25 protein-coding genes are annotated in these 26101 nt (G+C 64.6%); 16 read left to right on the top strand and 9 right to left on the bottom strand.

The features are described 5' to 3' along the window. The first annotated feature begins 173 nt into the window (after positions 1-173). A complete protein-coding gene (locus tag PP1Y_RS11080; protein WP_232512622.1) occupies positions 174-446 on the top strand; it encodes a hypothetical protein in 273 nt (90 codons plus the stop codon). On the opposite strand, the gene queF is transcribed toward PP1Y_RS11080, so the two are convergent. After that, on the bottom strand, positions 443-904 hold the full coding sequence (gene queF / locus PP1Y_RS11075) for a preQ(1) synthase (protein WP_013832306.1): 462 nt from the start codon (positions 902-904) through the stop codon (positions 443-445). The two genes, PP1Y_RS11080 and queF, sit on opposite strands and share 4 nt — an antisense overlap. 164 nt (positions 905-1068) lie before the next feature. On the opposite strand from queF, the gene PP1Y_RS11070 reads away from it, so the two are divergent. Genes PP1Y_RS11070 through PP1Y_RS11060 form a run of 3 tightly spaced genes read left to right on the top strand, consistent with a single transcriptional unit; the run spans position 1069 to position 4677 of the window. After that, the gene (locus PP1Y_RS11070; protein ID WP_148274951.1) at positions 1069-2337 is read left to right on the top strand and encodes a hypothetical protein; all 1269 of its coding nucleotides are present in this window, start codon (positions 1069-1071) and stop codon (positions 2335-2337) included. Between the two features lie 22 nt (positions 2338-2359). Continuing rightward, positions 2360-3580 (top strand): cystathionine beta-lyase, encoded by a 1221-nt coding sequence (gene metC, locus PP1Y_RS11065; protein ID WP_013832305.1) that lies wholly within the window; start codon positions 2360-2362, stop codon positions 3578-3580. Beyond that, positions 3577-4677 (top strand): mechanosensitive ion channel family protein, encoded by a 1101-nt coding sequence (locus tag PP1Y_RS11060; RefSeq protein WP_013832304.1) that lies wholly within the window; start codon positions 3577-3579, stop codon positions 4675-4677. The genes metC and PP1Y_RS11060 overlap by 4 nt, the downstream gene beginning before the upstream one ends. 31 nt (positions 4678-4708) lie before the next feature. Here the strand turns inward: PP1Y_RS11060 and PP1Y_RS11055 are convergent, their stop codons facing one another. Both PP1Y_RS11055 and PP1Y_RS11050 read right to left on the bottom strand, forming a co-directional pair. Next, positions 4709-5605, bottom strand: coding sequence for a GGDEF domain-containing protein (locus PP1Y_RS11055; RefSeq protein WP_232512621.1), 897 nt, complete (start codon positions 5603-5605; stop codon positions 4709-4711). Between the two features lie 283 nt (positions 5606-5888). Next, positions 5889-6569, bottom strand: a complete 681-nt coding sequence (locus PP1Y_RS11050; protein ID WP_013832302.1) for a helix-turn-helix domain-containing protein — start codon at positions 6567-6569, stop codon at positions 5889-5891. 239 nt (positions 6570-6808) lie between these two features. Between PP1Y_RS11050 and cobA the strand changes: the two genes are divergently transcribed. The 5 genes from cobA to PP1Y_RS11025 are packed head-to-tail and all read left to right on the top strand — an operon-like array spanning position 6809 to position 10813. Next, positions 6809-7624, top strand: coding sequence for a uroporphyrinogen-III C-methyltransferase (gene cobA, locus PP1Y_RS11045; RefSeq protein WP_013832301.1), 816 nt, complete (start codon positions 6809-6811; stop codon positions 7622-7624). Next, positions 7621-7917: a DUF2849 domain-containing protein gene (locus tag PP1Y_RS11040; protein ID WP_007013544.1), complete on the top strand. Its 297-nt coding sequence runs from the start codon at positions 7621-7623 to the stop codon at positions 7915-7917. Before cobA ends, PP1Y_RS11040 begins: the two co-directional genes overlap by 4 nt. Next, on the top strand, positions 7917-9551 hold the full coding sequence (locus tag PP1Y_RS11035; RefSeq protein WP_013832300.1) for a nitrite/sulfite reductase: 1635 nt from the start codon (positions 7917-7919) through the stop codon (positions 9549-9551). Before PP1Y_RS11040 ends, PP1Y_RS11035 begins: the two co-directional genes overlap by 1 nt. Then, the gene (locus PP1Y_RS11030) at positions 9544-9975 is read left to right on the top strand and encodes a DUF934 domain-containing protein (RefSeq protein ID WP_007013542.1); all 432 of its coding nucleotides are present in this window, start codon (positions 9544-9546) and stop codon (positions 9973-9975) included. Before PP1Y_RS11035 ends, PP1Y_RS11030 begins: the two co-directional genes overlap by 8 nt. A 40-nt stretch (positions 9976-10015) precedes the next feature. Then, the gene (locus tag PP1Y_RS11025; protein ID WP_007013541.1) at positions 10016-10813 is read left to right on the top strand and encodes a phosphoadenylyl-sulfate reductase; all 798 of its coding nucleotides are present in this window, start codon (positions 10016-10018) and stop codon (positions 10811-10813) included. Positions 10814-10911: 98 nt separating this feature from the next. Here the strand turns inward: PP1Y_RS11025 and PP1Y_RS11020 are convergent, their stop codons facing one another. Then, on the bottom strand, positions 10912-11679 hold the full coding sequence (locus tag PP1Y_RS11020; protein WP_013832299.1) for a hypothetical protein: 768 nt from the start codon (positions 11677-11679) through the stop codon (positions 10912-10914). Positions 11680-11856: 177 nt separating this feature from the next. Between PP1Y_RS11020 and PP1Y_RS11015 the strand changes: the two genes are divergently transcribed. Continuing rightward, positions 11857-13083: an MFS transporter gene (locus tag PP1Y_RS11015; protein WP_013832298.1), complete on the top strand. Its 1227-nt coding sequence runs from the start codon at positions 11857-11859 to the stop codon at positions 13081-13083. 13 nt (positions 13084-13096) lie between these two features. Here the strand turns inward: PP1Y_RS11015 and PP1Y_RS11010 are convergent, their stop codons facing one another. Both PP1Y_RS11010 and putA read right to left on the bottom strand, forming a co-directional pair. After that, entirely contained in the window at positions 13097-13648 is a 552-nt protein-coding gene (locus tag PP1Y_RS11010) for a dihydrofolate reductase family protein (RefSeq protein ID WP_013832297.1), read from the bottom strand. Between the two features lie 336 nt (positions 13649-13984). Then, on the bottom strand, positions 13985-17596 hold the full coding sequence (gene putA / locus PP1Y_RS11005; protein ID WP_013832296.1) for a trifunctional transcriptional regulator/proline dehydrogenase/L-glutamate gamma-semialdehyde dehydrogenase: 3612 nt from the start codon (positions 17594-17596) through the stop codon (positions 13985-13987). 98 nt (positions 17597-17694) lie between these two features. Between putA and PP1Y_RS11000 the strand changes: the two genes are divergently transcribed. The 6 genes from PP1Y_RS11000 (at position 17695) to asnB (ending at position 23556) form a co-directional block, all read left to right on the top strand. After that, positions 17695-18165: an Lrp/AsnC family transcriptional regulator gene (locus PP1Y_RS11000; protein ID WP_013832295.1), complete on the top strand. Its 471-nt coding sequence runs from the start codon at positions 17695-17697 to the stop codon at positions 18163-18165. Positions 18166-18593: 428 nt separating this feature from the next. After that, positions 18594-18974 carry a hypothetical protein gene (locus PP1Y_RS10995; RefSeq protein ID WP_013832294.1) on the top strand — a complete coding sequence of 127 codons (381 nt, stop codon included), beginning with the start codon at positions 18594-18596 and terminating at the stop codon, positions 18972-18974. After that, positions 18964-20388, top strand: a complete 1425-nt coding sequence (locus PP1Y_RS10990; RefSeq protein WP_013832293.1) for a sodium:solute symporter family protein — start codon at positions 18964-18966, stop codon at positions 20386-20388. Before PP1Y_RS10995 ends, PP1Y_RS10990 begins: the two co-directional genes overlap by 11 nt. Further along, positions 20385-20507 carry a hypothetical protein gene (locus tag PP1Y_RS26500; RefSeq protein WP_007013532.1) on the top strand — a complete coding sequence of 41 codons (123 nt, stop codon included), beginning with the start codon at positions 20385-20387 and terminating at the stop codon, positions 20505-20507. Before PP1Y_RS10990 ends, PP1Y_RS26500 begins: the two co-directional genes overlap by 4 nt. After that, positions 20504-21595: an aspartate carbamoyltransferase gene (locus PP1Y_RS10985; RefSeq protein WP_041558779.1), complete on the top strand. Its 1092-nt coding sequence runs from the start codon at positions 20504-20506 to the stop codon at positions 21593-21595. The genes PP1Y_RS26500 and PP1Y_RS10985 overlap by 4 nt, the downstream gene beginning before the upstream one ends. 32 nt (positions 21596-21627) lie before the next feature. Further along, positions 21628-23556: an asparagine synthase (glutamine-hydrolyzing) gene (gene asnB, locus PP1Y_RS10980; protein WP_013832291.1), complete on the top strand. Its 1929-nt coding sequence runs from the start codon at positions 21628-21630 to the stop codon at positions 23554-23556. 83 nt (positions 23557-23639) lie between these two features. Here the strand turns inward: asnB and PP1Y_RS10975 are convergent, their stop codons facing one another. From PP1Y_RS10975 to PP1Y_RS10965, 3 genes are all read right to left on the bottom strand, one after another. Next, a complete protein-coding gene (locus PP1Y_RS10975; RefSeq protein WP_013832290.1) occupies positions 23640-23954 on the bottom strand; it encodes a WYL domain-containing protein in 315 nt (104 codons plus the stop codon). Between the two features lie 98 nt (positions 23955-24052). Next, positions 24053-25324, bottom strand: coding sequence for a Zn-dependent hydrolase (locus tag PP1Y_RS10970; RefSeq protein WP_013832289.1), 1272 nt, complete (start codon positions 25322-25324; stop codon positions 24053-24055). 78 nt (positions 25325-25402) lie between these two features. Continuing rightward, on the bottom strand, positions 25403-26098 hold the full coding sequence (locus PP1Y_RS10965) for a hypothetical protein (protein WP_041558778.1): 696 nt from the start codon (positions 26096-26098) through the stop codon (positions 25403-25405). Positions 26099-26101 lie beyond the last annotated feature (3 nt).

Raw genomic sequence — 26101 nt, 5'->3', positions numbered from 1 at the left:
CATCGCGACCCGCAGTTCCCGCCTACAAATAGGATGCGCGTTGCAAGTTGCAATGCGCGCCCGGAACCAACGCCCTGAACGGCAATGCTTTTTCGTGGATCGCAATTTTCTTGCCCGGATCGGGATACTTTTACGCATCCGCTCCGTTATTTCTGATGAAAGGAGACATAGGCATGAGTGCTACACTGATCGCCCTCGCCCTGTTCGGCTGCAGCGACGACGGCAGCGCCTGCGAACGCCTCCGCATGCCGGTGGAAACCTATCAGACCCGCGCGCAATGCACGGCCAGGCTCGACGAAGCGCTGGGCAGCGACGCCGCCATACGCGCCGAATATCCCACCGTCTACGCCCAGTGCCTGTCGAGCAGGCAACTCTCGATGCTGGGTGGCGGCAAGGTTGACCTGCGCCGCGTTAACGGCGTGAATTTCGCCGCTGCGGGGCTTTAGCCGCGCCCGCGGTAGCTCTGCACGCCCTGATCGGGAACCCAGAGCCCATCGGGTACCGCGCCCGACTGCCAGAAGACGTCGATGGGTATGCCGCCGCGCGGATACCAGTATCCGCCGATACGCAGCCAGCGCGGTTTCATCTCGTCGAACAGGCGCTGGCCGATCCCGACCGTCACGTCTTCGTGAAAGCCGCTGTGATTGCGGAAGGAGCCGAGGAAGAGCTTCAGGCTCTTCGATTCCACGATGGTCTCGCCAGGCGCATAGTCGATCACGAGATGCGCGAAATCGGGCTGACCGGTGACCGGACACAAGGAAGTGAATTCCGGCGCGGCAAAGCGGACCATGTACAGGGAACCGGCGCGCGGGTTGGGCACATAGTCCAGCACCGCTTCGGTCGGAGACGCGGGAAGCGCGCTCTGCTGGCCAAGGTGAAGGGGGTTCGCGGGTGTATCGCTCATGCCCCGGCCATGACCCGAACGCGCCGCGATGACAAGCCTGATATGGCAGCGACGGAAGCAAGCAAGCGCCGGTTTGGCGGCAGGCCGCAACGGCTCGGCGCGGAGAGCCCGCGCATTAACTTTCGGTTCAGCGAGAATCCTGTGATGGCTCGCGCATGAGGGGCTTGAACGGGACTCACACTCGCATCACTCTTGCGCTGCTGCTAGCGGGCACACCGGTCATCGGCCATGCGCAGCCGGTCGGCTCGTGGAGCTTGCCCGAACCGGACTCGGCCTCCAGCGCACCTGCGCCGCAAGGGCCGGTCGACGCCCAGCACCCGATCCTTCGCCCGGAAACCGTTGAGACCGCTCCGTCGGCCAAACCTGCCGCCAGTCCGACGCCGGCTCCACTGGTCACCGCGCCGCCGCCTCCGCCTGCCGAGCCCACCGCACGCACGGCGGCCAAGCCCGCCACGCCCAAGACGACCGCGCCCTCCCAGCCCTCAGCCTCGCAGCGCCCAGCAGCGCAGGTCCCCGCCCCGGAGCCGACCGCAAGCGAAAGCCCCGCGCCCGTCGAGCCCTCTGCGCAGCCTGAACACCCCCCTGCCCCGCAGACAATCGAGCCCCAAGCCTTCGGCGCCGAGCCCCCGTCGCGGCCCGCATGGTGGTGGGCGCTTCCCGCAGGCATCGCCGCGATTGCCCTGGCGCTGTTCCTCCTGCGCCGACGCCGTCCGCAGGACCTGGAGTGGGAAGAAACCGGCGAGACCGCTACCGAGGCGCATCCGGAGAGCCCCCCTGCCGCACCCCCGCTCGATGCCGCGCCGACGCTCGATTCCGCACCGAGGCGTCCGCTGCCCGAACCCGCCTTCACGCCGGCTCCGCGCAAACCGGTCGTACCGCCACGCCCGGCCCCTGCCGCGGGCAGCCCAGCGCAAATTGGCGTCGATCTCGAACCGGTCGCAATGCGCCTCTCGCTGTTCTACGCCACGCTGCAGTACCGCCTCACGCTCACTGCCGAGGAAGCGCGCGGGCCGGTCACGGTGTCGGGAGACATGATTTCCGCCCACGCCTCGCTCTCGCAGGATCGGCAGCTGGCCCCGCAAGTGCAGGACATGGCCCGGCTTCATGACCTGCAGGGCCTTGAAGCCGGCGGGACAGCGCAGCTCAAGGGCGAGATCCAGCTGCCGCTGGCCGAGATCCGCGCCATGCGCCAGGGCGGCGCGGCGCTTTTCGTGCCGCTGGTGCGCCTGTGCCTGACCGGTGCCGATGGACTGGCGCTGCGCCGTGTCTTCACACTTGGCATTCCGGGCAGCGGCACCGGCCTGTCACCCTTGCGCACCGACACCGGCCCGCGCACCTTCGAGCCGCTTGCCGCCCGCGAAATCGAGGCCGCACGGCAAATACCCTTGCAAACGGGGACCTTGCCTCTCGACCCTCAACGCGCAGCGGGCTAGGCTTCTCCGCGCGACAGCGGAGATGATCTTGAGCGATTCAACGGGGCTGAAAAACAAGGCACATGCCACGAAGCTGGTCGGAGCCGGCCGGCGCAGGGAATGGACCGGAGCGGTCGTCAACCCGCCGGTCTGGCGTGCCAGCACGCACTTATACGATAGCACGAAGGACCTCGCGGAAGGACCGCGCCGCAACGAGGACGGTCGGTTTTTCTACGGCAGGCGCGGCGCGCCCACGCAGTGGGCCCTGTGCGATGCGCTGACCGAAATCGAACCGGGTGCCGCCGGTACGGTGCTCTACCCCTCCGGCGTGGCGGCCATCGCCGGCGTTCTCTTGACCCTGCTGCGGCCCGGAGACGTGCTGCTGATGACCGACAATGCCTATGACCCGAGCCGGGCCATGGGCAGGGGCCTGCTCCACGACCTTGGCGTCGAGACCCGCTTTTTCGACCCGCTCGACCTGTCCGCCTACGAGGCCCTGTTCTGCGAGAAGACGCGCGCAGTCCTGCTGGAGGCGCCGGGCAGCCTCTCGATGGAAGTGTGCGACGTGCCCGCGCTCGCCCGCATCGCCCGCGAGAAAGGCGCGGTATCGGTGCTCGACAACACCTGGGCCGGACCGCTGGGCTTCGCCGCTCTCGACAAGGGCGTGGACATTAGCCTGATGGCCCTCACCAAGCATGTCGGCGGGCACTCGGACCTGATGATGGGCTGTGCCAGCGCGGGGCCGGAACTCTATGCGAAACTGCGCCAGCGCGCGCAGCAGCTGGGCACCGTCGTCTCGCCCGACGACGCATCGCTGGCCCTGCGCGGCCTGCGCACGCTCAACTTGCGGCTCGGTCAGGAAACCGCCTCGGCTCTCGCCATTGCCGAATGGCTCTCGCGGCGGCCCGAAATCGCGCAGGTCCTGTGCCCGATGCTGCCCGGATCGACCGGCCATGAGTTCTGGAAGCGCGACTTCACCGGTGGCTGCGGCCTGTTCAGCTTCACCTTCAAGGGCGGCGACGGGGCAAGCCGCAACCGCTTCATCGATGCGCTGGAGCTGTTCGGGATCGGCTATTCCTGGGGCGGCTACGAAAGCCTTGCCCTGCCGATAGAGCCTTCGCACTATCGCACATGCATGGCCTGGCCGCCGCACGGCGGCGATCCGCAGGACTGCCACGGCGTGCGCCTGTCGATCGGGCTGGAAGACCCGAACGACCTTATCGCCGACATCGAACAGGCGCTCGCGCGGATGCAGGGATCGTGAGCGCCCCGCTCGATCCCGCGGCGGCGGGCACGCCTCTGTCCGATTCGACCAGCGCAGTCGATCCCGGCGTGCTGGTCCCGGCCCCCTCGCCCACCCCGATTGACGATCAGGCGATCTCAGGGGCAGAAGGGCTCAAGAACGCCGTCGCTTCGAAAAGCGGCACCGTCGGCGACATCATCAACTCGCTCGACAGCCTGGCGGTACAGGTCGGCGGGACGCGCATATCGGTGTGGGACCTGATCGTCGTCATGCTGGTCTTGGCGCTCGTGATCACGGTCGCCTGGGCTGCCAGCAAGTTCGCCGCAAGGGTGATCGGCCGCATGAGCCGGCTCGACACGACCCAGCATCTCCTGGCCGAAAAGATGGTCAGCCTCGTCATCTGGGGCATCGCGATCCTCGTGGGCATCGATGTCCTCGGCATAGACCTGACAGCCTTCGCGGTCTTTTCCGGCGCCTTCGGTCTGGCCATCGGTTTCGGCCTGCAGAAGACCTTCGGCAACCTGATCGCGGGAATCATCCTGCTGATGGACAAGTCGATCAAGCCCGGAGACGTCATCGCCATCACCGACCAGGCGGGCAATTCCACCTTCGGCCAGATCCGCCGCATCGGCATTCGCGCGGTTTCGCTTACGACCCGCGACCAGAAGGAATACCTGATTCCCAACGAAAACCTGATGATCAATCAGGTGGAGAACTGGTCCTACTCGTCCAAGAACGTGCGCATCCAGGTGCCGGTCGGCATCTCCTACAATGCCGATATCGTGAAGGCCGAGGAACTGATGCTGGAAGCGGCGCGCGGCGTGAAGCGCATTCTGGCAGCGCCGCCGCCCACCGCATGGCTGGAATCCTATGGCGACAGCTCGGTGAATTTCATCGTCCACTGCTGGATCACCGATCCCGAAGAAGGCACCGGAAACGTGCGCTCGGCGGTGCTCAAGAACCTGTGGCACCTGTTCCACGAGCACGGCATCGAGATCCCGTTCCCGCAGCGCGACATCAACTTGCGCCAGAACGAGGCGCTTCGCGACCTGATCGAGGCCATGCGCGAGAGCAAGGCAAGCAGCGGGAAGAACGCAGGACCCGGGCCCGAAGCCTGATCCGTCCGCCCCGAACGCGCAGCCCGAACGCTCAGTGCGTGGCTACGGGACGTTCCTTTTCCAATTCGAGGCGGTTACGCCCCTTTGCCTTGGCGCAGAACAGCGCAAGCTCGGCCCGCTCGATGGTCCGGTCGAGATTGTCGCCGATGTGGGCGATGCTGGCACTGGCGGTGATGGCAAAGCGGCTCTCGCCCACCTTCTGGCGCAGTTCGGCCAGCGTCGTCACCACGCGGTGGCAGATCGCCTGCGCCTGCTCGGTAGAGGTCCGCGGCAGCAGCACCGCAAAGCGCTCGGAACCGATCCGCGAAATGATGTCCTCGGCCCGCAGCATCTCGCGAAGCAGATCGGCGAAGACCTGCAGGACCTCGTCCCCGGTCGACTGGCCGTACTTCATGTTGATGGTGCGGAAGAAATCGATGCTGAACAGCGCCAGGCAGCCGTCCATGTTCGATTCGATCATGTGTTCGAGCATCGAGATAAAGGCGGCGCGGTTGGTCAGGCCGGTCAGTGGATCGGTATAAGTCGCGGCGAAGAGCTGGTCCTTGAGCTGGCGGCGCTCGTCGATGCTGCGCATGATGCTGAGCGCGCCGTAGATTTCGCCCTCGTCGTCGCGCAGGGCGCGCGCCTGGATCTCGAACCAGTGCTGGCGTTCGTCGGCGGTGACAGCCGGGAATTCGACCCATCGGCCCACTTCACGCCCCTCTAGCGCATCGGATAGCGCACGGCTGACCATGTCGCGGTGCGAGCTTTCGACGATGTCCAGCAGGTTGGGCGATATCAACGATCCGGGGATGCGGAAGCCAAGCCGCTCGAACGCCGGCGAGGCATGGACGATGAAACCTTCACGGTCCGTCTTCAGGATCACATCGGAACTGCTGTCGGCCAGCAACCCGTAAAGTGCCGAAGTCTCCTCTACCGTGAAATTCATGCCCATCGTCATAAGCCCCGGACTCTCGCTTCCCTACTGGACCGGAGAGCACCCGGGGCCCTGCCCCGGCGCACACATCCGTCCGATAACTGACGGAAACATCCGTCGCGTTAGCCCTGTTACCTAACGAAACTAAATATTTCCTTAATATTCAGTTATTTAACATCGAAAAACGGAACGGAAAAGCGGGATTCTCAGGGGTTGGGCCGGTTAACCATCTTTTATGCACAAGGCTTACGGGGCCGATCCCTCCAAGCCCCTGAATCTTGGGAAAGATGGAGCTTCACAGCTCGATCATGATCTTGATCTTCTCCGGAGTCGTTTCGACCGCTTCGGCAATCTGGCTGCGGCAGCGGGCGATCAGTTCGGGCAGGCCGACGATCGTGCGAGTCGGCTTGAGATCGGACGCCGTGACGCCCAGAGCCTGTGCAATCGGCTCGATGCGATCCTCGATCGGCCGCGCACGGTCCTGTTCCCAGGCCCATACGGTCGGTTTGCTGACGCCCAGCTTCTCGGCGAGTTCGCCCTGGGTCATGCCGCGCAACTTGCGCAGGCGGTGCAGTCGCTCGCCCAGCGTTTCGCCGCCGATCGCGGCAACGCCCTGGACCTTGGCCGAACCGTCCGGCTCGACACCCGGTTCGACCGCGCCGCGCAATTGTGCCGCGCTCAGTGCGAAAGCGGACAGCGCCTTGTCGAAGCTGCAGCCGTAGAGCGTGCCGCTTGCCCATTCGACCGTCGCGTGGACCTGGCCCGCCTCGGGGAAATCGAGGTCGATGGCCTCGCCGATCTCCAGTTCGGTCTTGCTCTCCATGAGCATGCCCGATTCGGAGAGGTTATGAATGACGACGGAGGTCTCGGTGCCGGACTCCAACGCACCGCGCGCTTCCAGCCGCAGCTTGCGCCTGTGCGCGCGCGGTCGGGCCGCATCGACCGGTAGTTCATCGAATTGAGCGGCAATGGCCATGCACGTAACCTCCTGAAAGATCCCCAAATCGTCACCCCTTACGGTTAAGATTTGGTTAGGAGGGCCTCCGCAGTCCGCCCCGGCATGTTTCGGACCACTGGCGAAACATGCGAAACTGGCGGAATTGCGCGCGCCGGAAGCCTCAACGGTTCGTCGCAACCGTGGCCTAAAGCTCCCCTTACCCCCTCGAAAGCCATTATGGCTGGCAATGGCGGGCCATCGCGGCCAAATGGCGCACCATGCAAGCGAATCCCGCCACTACCGGTCAGGAAGGCCGCATCGGCACCGTCTATCTCGTCGGTGCAGGCCCGGGCGATCCGGACCTGCTGACGCTGCGCGCCGCGCGGCTGCTGATGTCGGCCGGCCTAGTCGTGCACGATGGCCTTGTCGATCCGGCGATCCTCTCCATGGCCCGCTCGTCGGCGCGACTGATCTCCGTCGCCAAGAGCCGCTCGCGCCACACCATGGAGCAGGAGGCGATCTGCGACCTGCTGGTGAAGGAAGCGCTTGCCGGCAACGACGTCGTGCGCCTCAAGGGCGGCGATCCCTTCGTCTTCGGGCGTGGCGGCGAAGAAGCCGAAGCCTGCCGCGCTGCCGGGGTCCCGGTAGAGGTCGTGCCCGGCATCTCCTCGGCGCTGGGCGCATCGGCGGCGGCGCAGATCCCGCTGACCCACCGCGACCACGCCTCGATCGTCTCGTTCGTCGCCGGTCAGTGCAAGGGCCTTACCGATCAGGACTGGTCGGGCCTTGCCGGCAAGGGCCGCACCCTGGTGATCTTCATGGGCCTGGCCACCGCCGCCCAGATCTCGGAAAAGCTGATCGCCGACGGCCTGACGCCGGAGGTTCCGATCGCCGTCATCGAGAACGCGACCCGCAAGCAGATGCGCGTGCTGCGCGCCTCGCTGGCCGGCCTTGCCGATCTTGTTCGCGATGAGAGGGTGCAAAGTCCCGCCCTCATCGTTATCGGCGACGTCGCACGCGCCGAATCCGGCGATACCGACAATTCCATTCGCGCCCTGGCGCTTGAGGCCCAGAACATGGAGATAGGGCAGTGAAAATTCTTACGGGCAACGACCTGAAGACCGGAGCGGTCATCTGGTGGACCGGCGTGGGCTGGTCGCTGGACGTCAACGAATCGGCCGATGTCGGCGAGCATGGCGCGGCGGTCATCGCCCGCGAGGAAGGCGCGCAGAACGTCTTCGCCGCCTATATCATCGACGGCCAGAAGGACGCCGAGGGCGTTCGCCCCGCCCATATCAAGGACCGCATCCGCGCCCTGGGCCCCACCGTGCGCCCCGACCTGACGCTCAAGCCGTCCGAACCCGAAGCCGTGAACTGGGTGATCTGATGTACAAGTACGACCAATACGACCAGCAGATGGTCGACACGCGCGTCGCGGAATTCCGCGACCAGGTGAAGCGCCGCCTCGCCGGCGACCTGACCGAGGACCAGTTCCGGCCGCTGCGCCTGCAGAACGGCCTGTACCTCCAGCTGCACGCCTACATGCTGCGCGTTGCGGTGCCCTACGGCACCCTCAACTCGACGCAGATGAAGATGCTGGGCGACATCGCGGACAAGTACGACCGCGGCTATGGCCACTTCACCACCCGCCAGAACATCCAGTACAACTGGATCAAGCTGGAAGACACGCCCGACATCCTCGCCGATCTCGCCTCGGTCGAGATGCATGCCATCCAGACCAGCGGCAACTGCATCCGCAACATCAGTTCGGACCAGTACGCCGGTGCGGCTGCCGACGAAGTGATCGACCCGCGCCCCTATGCCGAGCTGCTGCGCCAGTGGTCGAGCTTCCACCCGGAATTCCTCACCCTGCCGCGCAAGTTCAAGATCGCCGTCATTGCCAGCGAGACCGACCGCGCGGCGATGAAGCTGCACGACATCGGCATCAGGATGGTCAGGAACGACGCCGGCGAGATCGGCGCGCGCTTCTACGTCGGCGGCGGCATGGGCCGCACCCCGATGATCGCGCCGGTCATCCGCGAATTCGTGCCGCTCGACCAGCTGATCACGTACTCCGAGGCGTGCCTGCGCGTGTACAACCGCTATGGCCGCCGCGACAACAAGTACAAGGCGCGCATCAAGATCCTCGTCCATGAACTGGGCAAGGAAGAATACACGCGTCAGGTCGAGGAAGAGTTCGCGCACCTGATGTCGCAGGGCATCGAGCCGCCGCTGGCCGAGCTTGAGCGCATCAAGCAGTACTTCGTCGACCCCGCCTACGAGACCGGCCTGTCCGACGAACTCGACCTGACCGATCCCGACTTCCGCCTCTGGGTGGAGCGCAACTGCCAGGAACACAAGCAGGCCGGCTACATCATCGCCACTGTCTCGCTGAAGCCGGTGGGCGGCATTCCGGGCGACGCTTCGGCCGACCAGATCCGCCTGATGGCCCAGCTCGCCAAGGACTACAGCTTCGATGAACTGCGCGTCACCCACGCCCAGAACATCGTCTTCCCGCACGTGAAGAAGGCCGACCTCTACACGCTGTGGCAGAAGCTCGACGAGGCCGGTCTCTCGACCGCCAACCTCGACACCGTGGGCGACATCATCGCCTGCCCGGGCCTCGACTACTGCAGCCTTGCAAACGCCCGCTCGATCCCGGTGGCGCAGAAGATTTCTGAGCGCTTCGGCAGCGCCGAGAAGCAGGCCGAGATCGGCGAGCTGAAGCTGAAGATCTCCGGCTGCATCAACGCCTGCGGCCACCACCACGCGGGCCACATCGGCATCCTCGGCGTCGACCGCAAGGGCGTGGAGAACTACCAGCTCCTGCTCGGCGGCTCGGAAGGCGCCGACACGTCACTGGGCAAGATCACCGGCCCGGGCTTCGACGAGGACGGTATCGTCGATGCCGTCGAAAAGGCCACGCAAGTCTATCTGTCCAACCGCGAGGACGGGGAACGCTTCCTCGACACGTACCGCCGGATCGGCATGGATCCGTTCAAGGAGGCTATCTATGGTTGATGTCCAGTTCCGCTTCCGTGACGATGAAGCGGTCAACGATCCCGCCGTCACGGTCGATGCTTTCACCGAGCAGAGCAATGCCTCGGCCGTGCGCATCGAGCCGGGCGACGACGCCCGCGACCTGCTGCCCCACCTCGACCGCATTGCGCTGGTCGAAGTGAATTTCCCGGCATGGACCGACGGGCGCGGCTATTCCTCGGCCCGGGTCCTGCGCGAAGCGGGATTTACCGGCGAGATCCGCGCCGTGGGCGATGTCGTGATCGACATGCTCAGTCATCTCAAGCGCTGCGGCTTCGACGCTTTCGCGCCCGACAAGCCGCTCAACCCGACCGACGCGCAGAACGCGTTCGAGCGTTGGGACAACGTCTATCAGGCGACGGCTGACGGCCGCCAGCCTATCTGGGCGCTACGGCACCCGGCCTGAGGCCGGCGCCAGACCCGGAGCTTCACCGAGGATTTCCGATATGACCGAAGCGACACGCATCCGCGACCGCATTGACACCGGCCCCCGCTTTGCCGAGGCCGATGCCGTGCGCCTCAACCGCCTCTTCCGCGGTACCGACACGATCGAAATGCTCGAGACGGTGCTCAAGGAAGGCATGGCGGGCGATGTCGGGATCGTGTCCAGCTTCGGTGCGGAATCCGCGGTGCTGCTCCACCTCGTCTCGCAGGTCGACCCCGGCGTGCCGGTCCTGTTCCTGGAAACCGGCAAGCACTTCCCCGAGACACTCGCCTACCGTGACCTGCTGATCGAGCGCCTTGGCCTCAAGGACCTGCGCAACCTGACCCCGGATGCCGAGGAACTGGCCAAGAAGGACGAATCCGGCCTGCGCTGGTCCTACGATCCGGACGGCTGCTGCGACATCCGCAAGGTGAAGCCGCTGGCAAAGGCCCTGCTCGGCCTGGATGCCTCGATCACGGGACGCAAGGCTTTTCAGGCCTCGACCCGCGCGACGCTGCCGCGTTTCGAGATCGACACGACCGACGAACAGGGCCGCCTCAAGATCAATCCGTTGATCGACTGGTCGCCCGAACGGATTGCCGCCTATATCGAGGAGCACGACCTGCCGCCGCACCCGCTGGTGGCCGAAGGCTATCCCTCGATCGGCTGCATGCCGTGCACCAGCAAGGTCGCACCGGGCGAAGACCCGCGTTCGGGCCGCTGGCGCGGTTGGGACAAGACCGAGTGCGGCATCCACGTCGCGCATCACACACCCGACCATACCGAGCAGGTTGCACCGGAATTCGACCCGGGCCTCTAAGGGCTCCCTAGCGACCCCACTACCAACCCGGCTGCGTAACCGCGCCCTTGTGGTTCCGCCCAAGGAAGGGGGCTTACCCGCCTGATGTCGGGTCCGGCTCAGCTTGTCGCGGGCGCGGTGCCGCCGGGGTGCCTCCCTGCCCTTTGCGGCAGAACTGCAATCAGCAGGACGATGCCGAGGACCAGCACCGCCGTTGCGATCGGGCGGCTGAAATCGAGCCCGCCCTGCGCCAGCGGCTTGTCGAGGAAATCGCCAACGGTGGCGCCCAGCGGGCGAGTGAGCACGAATGCCACCCAGAACAGCGCCACGCGGTTCGCCCGGGTAAAAGCCCAAAGCGCAACGAGCGCCAGCAGCAGGCCGCCGAAAAGGGCCGCGCCTCCCAGATAGCCCAGACCGCCGTCATCGGCGGCCCAGTCTCCCAGCGCGGTTCCAAGGGTCTGCGAAAATGTGATGGTCAGCCAGTAAAAGGCCTCCGTACGCGCCGAAACGACCGTATCGACCGACACCGAGCCATTCACGGCTTTCCAGACGAGCAGCGAGCCGATCACCAAGGCTCCCAGAACAAGCGTTCCGCCGGGATAACCGATACCAAGCGAGCGGGTGGCGAAGTCGGCCATTGTCGTGCCGGCCGTGGTCGAGGCCACGATCGTCGCCCAATAAAGCCAGGGGCGAAACTGCACAGCCCGCACCTGGGCCAGGATCAGGAGGACGAGCGGCACGAAAAATACCAGGGTGCTCAGCCAATAGCCAAGGTCGTAAGTCATCGACAGCGTATCGCCGCCGGTTTCGCCCAGCGTCGTCGCCAGAATCTTGATGATCCAGAAACCCAGCGTAATCGCCGGCACTTTCGTCGCCTTATGTCCCATCATGCCTCGCCGCATCGAATTGCACGTCTCTGAATGATGCCGCGGGACGGCCCATTCCTCAGTGCCTGCCCAGATTTTTCAAGGGTCGCTTGCGGTTGCATGGAAAGAACCGGGGCGTGAGATAAACGCAAGGCCGCTGCCCTTACCCTTGCTGGCGCAGGGCACTACATCGCGAACATGTCCATACCGCAGTGCAGCATCAACGAGTCGAGCGGCGCCTCCGCCCGCGCGGTCCACCCCTTTCTCGTCACACTGGCGCTGGCAATGGGTGCCTTCGCGATCGGCACGACCGAATTCGCGGCGATGAGCCTGGTGCCCTATTTCTCCCGCGATCTAGGGATTACCGAGCCCCAGGCCGGCCATGCGATCAGCGCCTATGCCTTGGGCGTGGTGGTGGGCGCTCCGGTCATCGCGGTACTGGCCGCGAAGCTGCCGCGCCGCGCTCTGCTGATCGGGCTCATGGCCATGTTCGCGCTGGGCAACGGCCTGTCCGCCATGGCCCCAAGCTATGACCTGCTGTTGCTCTTCCGGTTCCTAAGCGGCCTGCCGCATGGGGCCTATTTCGGGGTCGCCGCGCTCGTCGCAGCCTCGCTGGTGCCATCGAACAGGCGCGCGCAGTCCGTTGCGCTGGTCATGTCCGGCTTGACGGTCGCGACGATCATCGGCGTGCCGCTGGCGAACTGGCTCGGACAGGCAATGGGCTGGCGCAGCGGCTTTGCCGTCGTATCGGGCCTTGCGCTGCTGACGATGGCTCTCGTCGCGCTGTTCGCGCCGCACCAGACTGCCGCGAAAGGCGCCAGCCCGATGCGCGAGTTGGGCGCACTGCGCCGCCCGCAAGTCCTGCTGACGCTGCTGACCGGCGCCATCGGCTTCGGCGGCCTCTTTGCCGTCTATACTTACGTCGCCTCGACCCTGATCGAGGTCACCCACGTCTCGGAAAGCATGGTGCCGGTGATCCTGGCCGTGTTCGGCGTCGGCATGACGGTGGGCAACCTGTTCTGGGCCTGGGCCGCCGACCGCGCCCAGAACCGCGCGGCCATAGGTGCCCTGCTGTGGAGCGCGGTCGCCCTTGCGCTGTTCCCGCTGGCGGCGGGCAATATCTGGAGCCTCACTGCGGTCATCCTCCTGATCGGTTTCGGCGGCGGGCTCGGCACGATCCTCCAGACCCGGCTGATGGACGTTGCCGGCGAGGCGCAGGCGCTGGCCGCCGCAGCGCACCACAGCGCCTTCAACATCGCCAATGCCCTTGGCCCATGGCTGGGCGGGCTGGCGATCACGGCGGGCTATGGCCTCACGTCGACCGGATGGATCGGCGCCGCGCTTTCACTTGCCGGTCTCGGCATCTTCATTGTGACGATAACGCAGCATCGCAAGCAGGTGGACCTGCAGCCCGCCCTGGCCTGATGCTTGCGGAAGGCTAATGCTCGACGCGGCGTTCGAGTTTCATGTGCACGGTGCCCGGTGTCGTTTCCACGGCGCTGACAAAGAATTCCTTGCCCGGCTTGCCAGGCCCGAACAGGGGCGTGCCGCCGCCGGTTTCCTTGGCAATGACGCGCAGCCACATCTCGTCGGCCATGCCCGACAGCAAAGCGGCCTGCACCGTGCTCGCCTCGCCGATGGCAAGGACGGCTTTCTCTCCGGCTGCCTGCTCCGCCCGCTCGAACGCTTCGGTGAAAGTGTCGAGGAAATGGAACCGCAAGCGTTCGTTTTCCTTGGGGTAGCGTGCTGGCGGCGGATCGTCGGACACGACGAAAATCGGCACCTGCAGCTCGTAATTGTCAGCGAACCAATCCGGGTCCGCCACCGTATCGAAGCTGCGGCGGCTCATCACCACCGCACCGCAGGCGGATACCAGCGGCTGACGCAAGTCCGCACGGTTGAGGGCCTCGATGGGAATGATGCTTTGGCCACGAGCATCGGCACAGAACCCGTCCATGCTGGTGGCGGCATCGATAATCATCCTGCCCATTCCACTCACTCCCGACTTCGTGCCACGCCGCATGCAGTGGCACACTAGCGGTAACAATCCGCCCAACCCCGTCAGAGTTCCCATAGGTCGGTCAGGCGGTGCTGCGACTAAACGACCACAAGGGGCATAGTGTACCATGCTCCTATCCAACCGGGCTACGTCTTTATGCGAGGGTCCCTGCCCCATCGCCGCCATGTCATCCGCAGTATGGAAATTGCGTCGCAATAAGGATTAGCCAATTGTCCTTTTGACGCACGGCCTCAATGATCGCCAACTGTTCCTTCGGTCAGGCAGCAATCGGGCCGATTTCGACAATAGACCATCCAGAGCAACAGTTTAACCGATCATCATCAAGCTCGCATTGCCGCCTGCTGCGGTCGTGTTGATAGAGATGGAGACTTCCTCCAGCAGGAAATCGAGCGGCCACTCCAGATCCTTGCCCGGCAGAGAAGCGTGGACCGTGACAATCGCGCCGGGGCGTCTTGCGACTGCCTCGCAAGCCTTGCGAACGTCCTCGCTACCCCCTTCGACAAGCACGGCACCGAACGATTCGTCCGAGTCGCTTTCGAAGAAGGACGCCACTTGTGGCGGCAAGTCGGCGGGAAGCGCCATGCCTTCCACCACCGCGCGGTTGCCCGTTGCCAGTGCTGCGGCGATCTGTGCGAAGAGCCCTTCGCGCGTCTTCGGGAACAGCAGGATCCGGCCGCGCGGATGCAGCGCATAGAGGTTACGTTCTCCGACCGGGCCCGGCAGCGCAAGCTCGGTGCCGAGCGCGCTGGCCGCACCCATCGCGCGGGCGCGATCGGCGGCCGCAGTCTCGCCTTGCCTCTCCAGCCACTCGATAAAAGCACCAAGCGCATCGAAAGGTTTTCCCGAGGGCGGGAGGACCTGCGGCGGAACCGTGACCAACCGCCCCTGGTAGAGCGGCCCGCCGGCCTTGGGGCCGGTCCCCGAAAGGCCGCGCCCACCGAAAGGCTGCACCCCGACGATGGCACCGATGATGTTGCGATTGACATAGAGGTTGCCTGCCTTCGCGCGCGAAGTGACTTGTGCCACGGTACCGTCCAGTCGCGTATGCAGGCCGAAAGTCAGGCCGTAACCAGTAGCGTTGATCGCATCGACCAGCTTGCCGAGGTCCGCCCTGCGGAAACGCAGCACGTGCAGGACCGGGCCGAAGACCTCGCGGCCGAGATCCGCAATACTGTCGATCTCGATGATCGTCGGGGCCACGAAAGTGCCATGGGCTGTCTCGTCAGCGGGGACCGCGACCTGCTCGACCTTGTGCCCGCGCTTGCGCATCGCTTCGATGTGCGCGTTGATGTTGTCCCGGGCCTCGGCCGTGATGACCGGGCCGATGTCGACGGCCAGTTGCTGCGTGTTGCCGATGCGCAATTCGGCCAGCGCCCCCTTGAGCATGGTCAGGGTCCGCTCGGCGATATCTTCCTGCAGGCACAGCACGCGCAATGCCGAGCAGCGCTGGCCCGCACTGTCGAAGGCCGAAGCGATGACGTCGCCCACGACCTGTTCGGCCAGTGCCGAGGAATCGACGATCATCGCGTTCTGTCCGCCGGTTTCGGCGATCAGCGGGATCGGCTTGCCGGCCGGCGACAGCCGCGAGGAAAGCTGCCGCTGGATCAGGCGCGCCACTTCGGTGGACCCGGTGAACATCACCGCTGCAACCTTGGAGGCGGCCACCAGCGCCGCGCCGACCTTGCCGTCTCCGGGAACGAGTTGGAGCGCATCCCTGGGAACGCCGGCCTCGTGCAGGATACGCACGGCTTCGGCAGCAATCAGCGGGGTTTCCTCGGCGGGTTTGGCCAGCACCGGATTGCCCGAGACAAGCGCGGCGGTGACCTGCCCGATGAAGATTGCCAGAGGGAAGTTCCACGGGCTGATGCAGACCACAGGGCCAAGCGGCGCCTGATCCTCGCCCAGCGTATCGCGGGCCTGCGTGGCGTAGTAACGCAGGAAATCGATCGCCTCGCGCACTTCGGCAATGGCATTTGCGGCCGACTTGCCCGCCTCGCGCATGACGAGACCCATGAGCACCCCGATCCGGTCCTGAAGGACGTCCGCGGCGGTTTCCAGCATAGCCGCGCGCTCGGCTACCGGCACATGCTTCCAGCGGCTGAGCGCCGCGCGTGAGACTGCCATTTCCGACACTTGGGGCGCGGCTTCGAAGACGCAGCCCACGACGTCACGATGATCGGCCGGGTTCAGGACCGGGCGCTCCTCTCCCTGCCCATATTCGGGCATGGCATACCAATCGATACTTGCGGATTTGCGCAATTGACCGGCCAGGGCCGCCAGCTCGGCTTCGCTGGACAGGTCGATACCGTCCGAATTGCGGCGATGAGGGTAGAGGTCGCGCGGCAGGGCGATCAGCGGATGTCGCGCACCCGGCTCGGGCATCGCGCGCACGACGTCGACCGGGTCGGCGGCCAGTTCCGAAACGGGCACCGACGGATCTGCGATGCGGTTCACGAAAGACGAATTCGCGCCGTTCTCCAGCAGGCGCCGCACAAGATAGGCCAGCAGCGTCTCGTGAGTCCCGACCGGCGCATAGATGCGGCAGGGCCGATCGAGGTTATCCTTGCCGACGACCTGCTTGTAAAGCGGTTCACCCATGCCGTGCAGGCACTGGAATTCGTATTGGCCCACGCTGAAATCCGGCCCCGCAAGGTGGTAGATCGTCGCCAGCGACTGCGCATTGTGGGTCGCGAACTGGGGGAACACCGCGTCCGGCGCGGCCAGCAGCTTGCGCGCGCAGGCGATGTAGGCAACGTCGGTATGGACCTTGCGGGTATAGACCGGGAAGTCCTCCAGCCCGTCGACCTGAGCGCGCTTGATCTCCGCATCCCAATAGGCGCCCTTGACGAGGCGGACCATGATCCGCCGCTGCGCCCGGCGGGAAAGATCGACGATCCAGTCGATGACGGCGGGACAGCGCTTGCCATAGGCCTGGACCACGAAGCCAAGGCCGTTCCAGCCAGTAAGTTCGGGATCGAGCGCAAGGCTCTCGAGCAGGTCCAGCGACAGCTCGAGCCGGTCGGCTTCCTCGGCATCGATGTTGAAGCCAATGTCATACCGCTTCGAAAGTACCGCCAGCGCCTTCACCCGCGGCAGCAGTTCGTCCATCACCCGCCCTGCCTGCGCCCGACTGTAGCGCGGATGTAACGCGGAGAGCTTGATCGAGATGCCGGGGCCTTCATAGACGCCCTTGCCGCCCGCAGCCTGGCCGATGGCGTGGATAGCGTTCTCGTAGTCCGCATAGTAGCGAGAGGCATCGGCCGCCGTCGTCGCAGCCTCGCCGAGCATGTCGTAGCTGTAGCGGAAGCCCCTGGCTTCCAGCTCGCGTGCTCGCTTCACGGCTTCCTCGATAGTCTCGCCGGTGACGAACTGCTCACCCATCATGCGCATCGCCAGATCGACGCCACGGCGGATTACCGGCTCACCGGCACGCGCGATCAGCCGGGTGAGTGCAGCGGACAGACCCTTGTCATCGACGCTGCCGACAAGCTTGCCGGTCACCACCAGCCCCCAGGTCGCGGCATTGACGAAAAGCGACTTGCCATTGCCGAGGTGGCCGCTCCAGTTGCCCTCGGCGATCTTGTCACGGATCAGCGCGTCGCGGGTATCGTCATCGGGGATACGCAGCAGCGCCTCTGCAAGGCACATGAGCGCGACGCCTTCCTGGCTGGAGAGCGAGTATTCCTGCACGAGCCCTTCCACGCCGCTGCCCCTGGGACCGCTGCGCAGTGCAATCACGAGACGGCTGGTGGTATCGCGGATATCCGAACGCAGCTTGTCGTTCAGGCTCGCCGCACCGAGCAGAGGAGCCATGCACTCGGCTTCGTCCCGGCGATAGGCGGCCGTTATTGTCTCGCGCAGCGCGGAAGCGGGGCGGACGGGCGGGGCGAAGTCGGAAAAGGGCTCGATCTGGGTCATGCCGTCATGTTAATCCAAGGCAATGCGGCAATCTGCCTTTTCAGATGCCATAGGAAGATCTATTTTCCCAATTATCAGGATAATTTTAGGCCATGTGAATGACTTTGACCGACAAAGAGGTCGATCTGGATAGAACGGATCGGAAAATCATCGCGGCACTGCGGGAGGACGGGCGCATGACCGTGACGGACCTCGCGCGGGGAGTCGGAATCAGCAAGACGCCCTGCCAGGTGCGCCTGCGCCGCCTGCTGGAATCCGGGGTCATCCGGGGCTTTCGTGCCGTCGTCGACCCGGCCAGCCTCGGCCTCGATCACGTCGCCTATACCGAGGTGAAACTGTCGGACACGCGCGAGCAGGCGCTGAGCGAATTCAACGCGGCAGTACGGCGCCTGCCGGAAGTCGAGGAATGCCACATGATCGCCAGCAGCTTCGACTACCTGCTCAAGGTCCGCACGGCTGACATCCGTCGCTACCGCATCGTGCTGGGCGAAAAGATCTCCAGCCTGCCCCACGTGTCTAGCACATCGACTTTCGTGGCGATGGAAACGGTCAAGGACGCCAACAGCTGACCGGGAAATTGCCCGAACGACGGTAAAATAATACCCATGCGCTGCTCGGCCGCGCGATACATTCCGCTGGCCAGAACCGACAGTCGGCAAGGCTGCCTCAGGTCATCGCAACAGAGCAATGAATCGTCGCTGTGACAAGCATGAAAGTCACGGTTTCGGAGACATGCACGAATTTCTGGCCGTCGGTGGTTCAGTTATATATTTCGATCTGATAAGCACCCCATATTACTAGGAGTAACCAGCACGAGCACCGGCAGTGCGGCCGGCAGGACGGTAAAAGAACAATCCCTACGCGAAAGTCCCTAGACCGGAGGCCCCGACTGACCTCCGCAAGTCGATCGCTTTCCCCTCGTGCAATCCGGCGCGAAACCCCGCGCAAGCCGCGTCACCTGCGGCTGTCCGGCACCCTGATCGCGGCAGCCATGGCCATGTCGGCCATCCCTGCGGCCGCAATCGCTGCACCGGCTCCGTCCTTCTCTGCCAGCGAACCGCTTTCCAGCGACACCGGCTATACCACGCTGGACTGGGACGCTTCGGGCGAGGTTGTCATCCAGCAGGCACGCAAGGCGGATTTTTCCGACGCCCGGACGATCTACGAAGGCCCGAACCATGCGCTGTTCCTTTCCGGACTCTCCGGCGGAACCTACTACTTCTCGCTGCGCGACGAGACCGGGGCGCAATCTGCGCCGCTCAAGCTCACGGTCACGCACCAGTCGCTGACCCAGGCGCTGATCCTGACCGCAATCGGCTTCCTCGTCTTCATCGCCACGGTCGCGGTGATCTTCCGGGGAGCGCGCGATGACAAGTGAAGCCGCCCTCCTTCCGGCCGGCGTCGGATGGGCCCTGCTCGCCGCCTTCAGCGTGCTGTGGATCGGCCTCGGCATTTACTGGGGCCGCCGCAACAAGAGCTTCGAGGATCATGCCCTGGCCGGGCGCAATATCGGCCTCGCGCTGGGATCGGCAACGGCAGCGGCGACCTGGATCACCTCGAACACGACGATGCTGGCCCCGCAATTCGCCCTGCAACTGGGCGTATGGGGCATGCTCGCCTACTCGACGGCGGCGATCGGCCTGCTGCTCTTCGCGCCGATGGCAGGCCGCATCCGCAAGCTGATGCCCAACGGCTATACCAGCGGGGACTTCTTCCGCCTGCGCTACGGCCGCGTCGCCTGGGCGGTGTTCCTGCTTTTCACCCTGTTCTACTCGCTGACCTGGCTGGTTTCGATGGCGATGGCCGGCGGCATCCTGCTCAACACGCTATCGGGCATCCCCTATGCCTGGGGCATGTCGGTGATCCTGGGCGTTTGCGTCCTCTATACGATGCGCGGCGGTTTGGCCGCGGTGATCGGCACGGACTTCATCCAGAGCCTGATCATCATCGTGGGCATCGTCATTGTCGGCGTGGCGGTGCTCTCGCACGTCCCGGTCGAGAAGATCCACTCCAATCTCGCCACCGAGCGCCCTGCCCTGCTCGACGTGCTGTTCCCGGCGGCGATCATGGCGATCTTCAACAACCTGCTGTTCGGGCTGGGAGAGGTCTTTCACAACAACGTGTGGTGGAGCCGCGCCTTCGCCTTTCGGGAGGGCGTGGCGGGCAAGGCCTTTGCGCTGGGCGGCCTGATCTGGTTCCCGATCCCCTTCGCGGCCGGTTTCGTCGCTTTGGCCTCCGGCGCGCTCAACGTGCCGGTGCCCGCCGCCGACATGGTGGGCCCGCTGGTCGTCGCCGAAGTGCTGGGTGAAGCCGGTGCCATCGGCATCTTCATCATCGTGTTCTGCTCGCTCGCCTCCAGCATCGACAGCCTGCTGGCGGCAACCGCAGACCTGATGACCGAGGACGTCTATCGTCGCATGTTCCGGCCTGCCGCCCATCCCGAGACGCTCAAGAAGATGGCGCAGTGGGTAACGCTGGGGCTCGGTCTGTTCACCTGGGCGGTATGTTTGCCGCGCATCGGCACGCTGGCGACGGTACTGTTCTTTGCCGGCCCCCTGGTCGGCTCGATGATCTGGCCGATCGTCACCGGTCTTTACTGGCGCCGCGCCAACACGACCGGCGCAGTCGGCGGGATGCTGCTGGGCGCCGGCGTCGGCCTGTTCTTCTATTTCGCTATCGGCTTCTACGTGGCATCCTTGATCGCCACTGCCGTCTCCATGATCTGGGTGCTGGCCTGCAGCGCCCTGTCCAAGACCCGTTTCGACTGGGCCCTGCTGAGGGAGGCTGAATGACCTTCTCGACCCAATTCCTGTCCGTTCTCGTCTATGGCTCGCTGGCATGGTGCGCCGTCACCGCGCTGGGACTGGGCGCCCTGCTCATCCGCGACATCGCGCGGGGAGAGATCTGGTGACCCTGCCGGCATCGCGGGTCGACCACGCCCCCGCCATCGTCAAGCGCCCGGGCAAGATCGGCAATTGCCCGAACCCGGTCGACTTCATCGCGAAATCGCCCAAGCTCAAGCTGCACGTGCTGGACCAGTTGCGCGGTGCATCGGTGCTCTCCGCCGCGCAGTTCGACAAGGACCTGCTGTGCGAACTGGCCAAGTTCGCGGCCTACCTGCAGCTCAAGCGGTTCGAAGTCGGCCGTGCCATGGACGACAAGATCATGGCCGCGGCCTTTTTCGAACCCAGCACCCGCACCCGGCTTTCCTTCGAAAGCGCCATGCTCCACCTCGGCGGCAAGACGATCAGCGTCGCCGACGGCAAGACCACCGGCGTCGCCAAGGGCGAATCGATGCGCGACATCGGCCAGATGTTCAATTCCTACGCCGACGTCGTCGTGGTGCGGCATACCGAGCAATCGGCCGTGAGCGAAATGTGCGAGTACTTGCGCGTACCCCTGCTCAACGGCGGCAACGGCTCCGACGAACATCCCACGCAGGCGCTGGCCGACTGGTACGCACTGCTCAAGTGGCGGCCCGAGATCGCCTGGGCCAGCCTGCCGGAGAAGTTCCGCCTAAACATCGGCATCATCGGTACGCCGGGCAACATGCGCACGGTCAAGTCGTTCCTGATGCTGGCGCTGCTGTTCCACGAGAACATCAACCACATCACCATCTTTTCCGAGATGGCCGACCCGCTCGGTGAGGAACTGCGCGAACTGACGAAGAACAGCCCGATCGGCATCGACTTCTCGCAGAACCTGCAACAGAGCCTCGAGTATCTCGACGTCATCTACATGAACGCCATTGCCTACCTGGGCGACGGCTATCGCTTCTTCGGGGATGCCTTCTCGCTCAACGACAAGAGCAGGCTGAAGGACGACACGGTCATCCTCCACCCGCTCGCACGCGGCGAGGAACTCGACGTCAGCCTCGATGACACCCAGCACAACCTCTATTTCAATCAGGCCGACGGCGCCGTCTGGATCCGCCAGGCGTTGCTGCTCGCGATCTTCGGTCGGGTCGCGGAAGTCGTGCCTGCAGAACTCCTCGCCTGACCGGCGGGCCCAGAACCAAGGATACAACGACGATGTGTGGCATTGCCGGACTGTGGAGCCCCGGGGGCTACTCCGACAACACCCCGAAGCTGGCCGAGAAGATGGCCGACCGCCTCTACCACCGCGGCCCGGACGGGCGCGGCTTCCATTTCGATCCGGACCATGGCCTCGCCATGATCCACACCCGCCTCTCGATCATCGGCCTCAATGCCGGCGACCAGCCGATCTTCGACAAGGACGCAGGCCTCGTCCTGACCGCCAATGGCGAGTTCTACGACTACAAGCGCCTGCGCGGCCTGCTGCGCACCGACGGCTTCGAGTTCACCACCAAGTCCGACAGCGAGATCGCGCTCAAGCTCTACCGCAAGCACGGCTTCGATTTCCTCGAACAGCTGCGCGGCGAATTCGCTTTCGCGATCTTCGATGAAAAGAAGGAACAGCTGATCCTGGTGCGCGACCGCTTCGGGATCCGGCCGCTGTTCTGGCACAACGGTCCCAATGGCTTCTTCTGGGGCAGCGAGATGAAGGCCATGCTGGCCCATCCCGACGTGCCGCGCGAAGTGTGCCCCAAGGCGCAGCTGCACCAGATGATGCAGGTCATGGTGCCGGGCATGACGCTATACAAGGACATCCAGGCCGTCCTGCCCGGGCACATGCTGATCGTCACCCGCAAGGGCGACGGCTTCGAGGTTGAGCAGAAGCGCTACTGGGACGCCGAGTTCCCGCTCGATGGGCACCACGACATCCGCTCGGACGACGAGCACATCGAGGCCGTGCGCGAAAAGCTGGTGGAATCCATCACCTTCAGGCTGGAGGCTGACGTTCCCGTGGCCTGCTATCTTTCAGGCGGCATCGATTCCTGCTCGATCCTGGGCATGGCCGCGGCGATCCAGCAGTCGCCGGTCAAGGCCTTCACCATCTCGTTCGACGACGACCGCTACGACGAGGCCCATATCGCCACGGAAATGGCGGAAAAGGTCGGCGCGGACCAGGACATCCTGCGGGTCAAGGCAGAGGACCTCTACGGCAAGAACTTCGAGGACGCGGTGATGTTCTCGGAGCGCACGTTCTACAACACGCTGGGCGTCGCCAAGATGCTGATGAGCAAGCACGTGCGCGACGTCGGCTACAAGGTCGTGATCACCGGAGAAGGCTCGGACGAACTGTTCGGCGGCTATGCCCAGTTCAAGGCCGACCTGTTCCTTCACGATCCCGACTATGCCGCGACGCCTGCGGCTGAGGAGATGCGCAAGCGCAATGCCATCTTCTCAGGCTCGGTCCTCGCAGAAGAAACGATCAGCCACCCCGCTTTCGAGGAAGTCATGGGTTTCACGCCGAGCTGGATCCAGCCCTGGATGCTCACCCTTGAGCGCGTGAAGCCGCTGCTTTCCGACGAGTTCAAGGCAAGGCTCGGCGACTACGATCCCATCGCCGCCATCGCTTACAGCCTCGACAAGTCGATGCTTGATGGGCGCCACGTGCTCGACAAGGTCCAGTATTCCTGGATCAAGACCATGCTGGAAGGCCAGATCCTCAACTGGGGCGGCGACCGCGTCGACATGGCCAACTCGCTGGAAAGCCGCCCGGCCTTCCTCGACCACCACGTGGCCGAACTGGCCATGCGCATCCCGCCGCATGTGCGCGTGCGCGACGGAGTCGAGAAATGGGTCGTGCGCGAGGCGATGAAGCACGTCCTGCCCGAAGTGCTCTACAAGCGCGAAAAGTTCGCCTTCATGGCGCCCCCGGCGCATACTGACGTGAAGAAGGCGGCCGAGATCGACAAGCTGATCGAGAAGTGGCTGTCCTCGGAAAAGATCGCCTCGCACGGGATTTTCGACGAGGCAAAGATGCGCGCCTCGATCGAGGAATACCGCAAGTCCGACGATCATGCGCAGAACACGCGCAAGGACATCATCCTAAATCACGCCATCGCACTGCACGCGATGGAGGAGCTGATCTGAGGTTCGAAAGGACACGCCGGGGTTGACCGTCAAGGTCAATCCCCTGCCAGTAGGTCGCTACCTTCCCGTCGAACTGGAACCGGTCAGTCGGTACCTACGGCGAAAAGCTGTTTGTCGTCGGGGCGCGGCAGGGAACCGTCGAAGTTCGGCAGCGGCTCGAAGACTTCTTCGGTCACGGACACATTTGACAGGCCATCGACCTTGAAGTGGCCAAGGCGACGTTCCTCGTCGCTGCGCCAGTTCTTGCGCGGATTGAGCGCGCTCACGAAAAGGTCGCCGTGCCGCTCGAAAAGCTGATGCGGGGCAAGCTCCATCTCGCTGCCATTGTACATGGCAACGATAAGGCGCTTGAGGGCAATGGCCTCAATAATCGATCGTTCTGGCGACACCGTAGTCATAGTAGCGTTTTGCATTGCAGCAAAATGACGAATTCACCCCTTCGTATCAAGTTGCATTCTATGCCATATGTCTTGCGCATGACGCAACTCAATCGCTGTCAGCCGCCCACCACTTCCCCGCGTTCGGGCAAGACGGCTTCGTTGCAGGCCAGTTCGGTGACGCATTCGTAGAGCAGCTGAGTCCCGCGCTCGATGTCGGACCAGTGCGTCCATTCGTCCGGTGCGTGACTTACGCCCTTGACACTCGGCACGAAGAACAGCCCGGCCCGCGTATGTTCGCAGAAGAACTGGACATCGTGCCCGGCGCCCGAAGGCATGATCTTGTAGCTGTACCCGAGCTTTCTGGTCTTGTCCTCGATCAGCTCCATGATCGTGCGGTCGCAATAGGCGGGCTCGAGCCAGGACATCTGTTCGTACTCGAAATGCAGCTTGTGCTTGCGGGCAATCGCTGAAAGCACCCGCTCGCAGGCTTCCGCCAGCGCCTTCATCTTTTCGTGATCGAGGTCACGCCCGACGATGGTGAAGTCCACTTCGCCCGGAACCGTGTGGGGAAAGCCCGGCTTGCAGGCGACATAGCCGATGGTGACGCGGCTCTTGTCGGTGCCCTCCTCGTCGATGATGCGCGGGATTTCATGGGCGAAATCGACCATGCCCATCAATGCATCGGCGCGCATGTCCATCGGCGCGGTCCCGGCATGGTCGGCCTTGCCGATGAGCCGCACCTTCCACTTGAAGACGCCGGAAATGCCCTCGACGATGCCGATGGTGATCTTTTCCGTATCGAGCACCGGCCCCTGCTCGACGTGGAGTTCGAGAAAGGCGCGGATCGTTTCGGGCCGACGGTAGGCGTGCAGCGCCTTGAGGTGATCGAGGCCGACTGCTGCCATGGCGTCGCGCAGCATCAGCCCATGTTCGTCAGCCGCGCTGTCCAGCCATTCGCGGGTCAGGTGCCCGGACAGCGCCTGCGCGCCGAGCATCCCGCCGAAGCGGCCTTCCTCCTCGCTGGTGGCGATGACCTCGACCGGAAAGACCGGCTCGACGCCGTTCTCCTTGAGCGTGCGAACCACCTCAAGCCCGGCGATCACGCCCAGAACGCCGTCGAACATGCCGCTGGCCGGGACGGAATCGAGGTGCGAGGCGATCACCACTGCGGGCTTGTCCGCAGGGCCGTAGCGACCGATGACGTTGCCTGCACCGTCCATCTCGTGGGTCATGCCCAGGCTCTCGAACTGCTCGCGCAGCCACGCCCGGGCGGCCATGTCCTCCGGGGAGAATCCCTGTCGGTAGACGCCGCGATCAGCCTCGTTGAAACCGAACCTCGATACGGCGGTGATGTCTCGCTCGATCCGTTCGATATCAACCTGGGCCACGCGTCCTCCTTCTTGTTTTGCGTGACGCGAGGGTAACGCCTTCAAAGCCAAAGGGGCAACCCCCGGCTCGGACTCGTCTCAGCCCTGGTCGATATACTTCGTTTCCAGAAAACGGTTGCGTGTCGCCAGTGCGTCGAGGTCATTGCGCGACAGGTCATGGCTCATCGCCTCGATCTCGTCAGCGATTACGCACAGCCCGTCGACGAGTTGTTCGGACGGCGTGCTCCCGGCATGCTCCTTGTTGCGCAGGGCCGGCGGGATACGGGTATAGCTGTCGACGAGCCCGGGCAGATGTTCGGCGAGCAACTTGCGCACCTCGCGCGCGGCCGGTCCGTTCTCGTTGAGCGTGGCCAGCTGCGGCGCGAGCTGTTCGAGGCGCACGCCGATCATGTCGATGGCGTCGATGGCGGCATCGGGCAGCGCCCGGCGGCGGGCCTCCAGCCACAGTTCGGTCGATCCCGCCAGTTCGGCCAGTTCGACGCCCGAAAGCTGGTCTGCCCTGGGCCGGGGCGTTGCCGGGTAGATGGACAGGACCACGAAGACGATGAAGCCCAGCAGCATCGTCAACAGCCAGGTCGTGTCGGACAGGCCGTCCATGAAGATACCGGTGCCAATTGCCGCGACCAGGATGGCCGCCAGCGCCAGGAATGCACGGCGGATACGCCGCCAGCGAAAGCGCCAGCGTTCCTTGCGCGCATGGTAGAGCCGCGCCGCGCGCTGCCTGCGGGCGGCACGGATGATCTCCTGCTGAACGGGGGAACGGCCTCGCGCCATCGC

The sequence above is a fragment of the Novosphingobium sp. PP1Y genome (assembly GCF_000253255.1).
In the GTDB taxonomy this organism is placed as follows: domain Bacteria; phylum Pseudomonadota; class Alphaproteobacteria; order Sphingomonadales; family Sphingomonadaceae; genus Novosphingobium.
This window is presented reverse-complemented; position numbering and strand designations above follow the sequence as displayed.

What these genes read in the sequence shown, in the direction of transcription:
- PP1Y_RS11080 (WP_232512622.1), top strand. Translation starts at nt 174, where the DNA reads ATGAGTGCTACACTGATCGCCCTCGCCCTGTTCGGCTGCAGCGACGAC.
- queF (WP_013832306.1), bottom strand. Translation starts at nt 904, where the DNA reads ATGAGCGATACACCCGCGAACCCCCTTCACCTTGGCCAGCAGAGCGCG.
- metC (WP_013832305.1), top strand. Translation starts at nt 2,360, where the DNA reads ATGATCTTGAGCGATTCAACGGGGCTGAAAAACAAGGCACATGCCACG.
- PP1Y_RS11055 (WP_232512621.1), bottom strand. Translation starts at nt 5,605, where the DNA reads ATGAATTTCACGGTAGAGGAGACTTCGGCACTTTACGGGTTGCTGGCC.
- PP1Y_RS11050 (WP_013832302.1), bottom strand. Translation starts at nt 6,569, where the DNA reads ATGGCCATTGCCGCTCAATTCGATGAACTACCGGTCGATGCGGCCCGA.
- cobA (WP_013832301.1), top strand. Translation starts at nt 6,809, where the DNA reads ATGCAAGCGAATCCCGCCACTACCGGTCAGGAAGGCCGCATCGGCACC.
- PP1Y_RS11035 (WP_013832300.1), top strand. Translation starts at nt 7,917, where the DNA reads ATGTACAAGTACGACCAATACGACCAGCAGATGGTCGACACGCGCGTC.
- PP1Y_RS11030 (WP_007013542.1), top strand. Translation starts at nt 9,544, where the DNA reads ATGGTTGATGTCCAGTTCCGCTTCCGTGACGATGAAGCGGTCAACGAT.
- PP1Y_RS11025 (WP_007013541.1), top strand. Translation starts at nt 10,016, where the DNA reads ATGACCGAAGCGACACGCATCCGCGACCGCATTGACACCGGCCCCCGC.
- PP1Y_RS11020 (WP_013832299.1), bottom strand. Translation starts at nt 11,679, where the DNA reads ATGGGACATAAGGCGACGAAAGTGCCGGCGATTACGCTGGGTTTCTGG.
- PP1Y_RS11015 (WP_013832298.1), top strand. Translation starts at nt 11,857, where the DNA reads ATGTCCATACCGCAGTGCAGCATCAACGAGTCGAGCGGCGCCTCCGCC.
- PP1Y_RS11010 (WP_013832297.1), bottom strand. Translation starts at nt 13,648, where the DNA reads ATGGGCAGGATGATTATCGATGCCGCCACCAGCATGGACGGGTTCTGT.
- putA (WP_013832296.1), bottom strand. Translation starts at nt 17,596, where the DNA reads ATGACCCAGATCGAGCCCTTTTCCGACTTCGCCCCGCCCGTCCGCCCC.
- PP1Y_RS11000 (WP_013832295.1), top strand. Translation starts at nt 17,695, where the DNA reads ATGACTTTGACCGACAAAGAGGTCGATCTGGATAGAACGGATCGGAAA.
- PP1Y_RS10995 (WP_013832294.1), top strand. Translation starts at nt 18,594, where the DNA reads ATGTCGGCCATCCCTGCGGCCGCAATCGCTGCACCGGCTCCGTCCTTC.
- PP1Y_RS10990 (WP_013832293.1), top strand. Translation starts at nt 18,964, where the DNA reads ATGACAAGTGAAGCCGCCCTCCTTCCGGCCGGCGTCGGATGGGCCCTG.
- PP1Y_RS26500 (WP_007013532.1), top strand. Translation starts at nt 20,385, where the DNA reads ATGACCTTCTCGACCCAATTCCTGTCCGTTCTCGTCTATGGCTCGCTG.
- asnB (WP_013832291.1), top strand. Translation starts at nt 21,628, where the DNA reads ATGTGTGGCATTGCCGGACTGTGGAGCCCCGGGGGCTACTCCGACAAC.
- PP1Y_RS10975 (WP_013832290.1), bottom strand. Translation starts at nt 23,954, where the DNA reads ATGACTACGGTGTCGCCAGAACGATCGATTATTGAGGCCATTGCCCTC.
- PP1Y_RS10965 (WP_041558778.1), bottom strand. Translation starts at nt 26,098, where the DNA reads ATGGCGCGAGGCCGTTCCCCCGTTCAGCAGGAGATCATCCGTGCCGCC.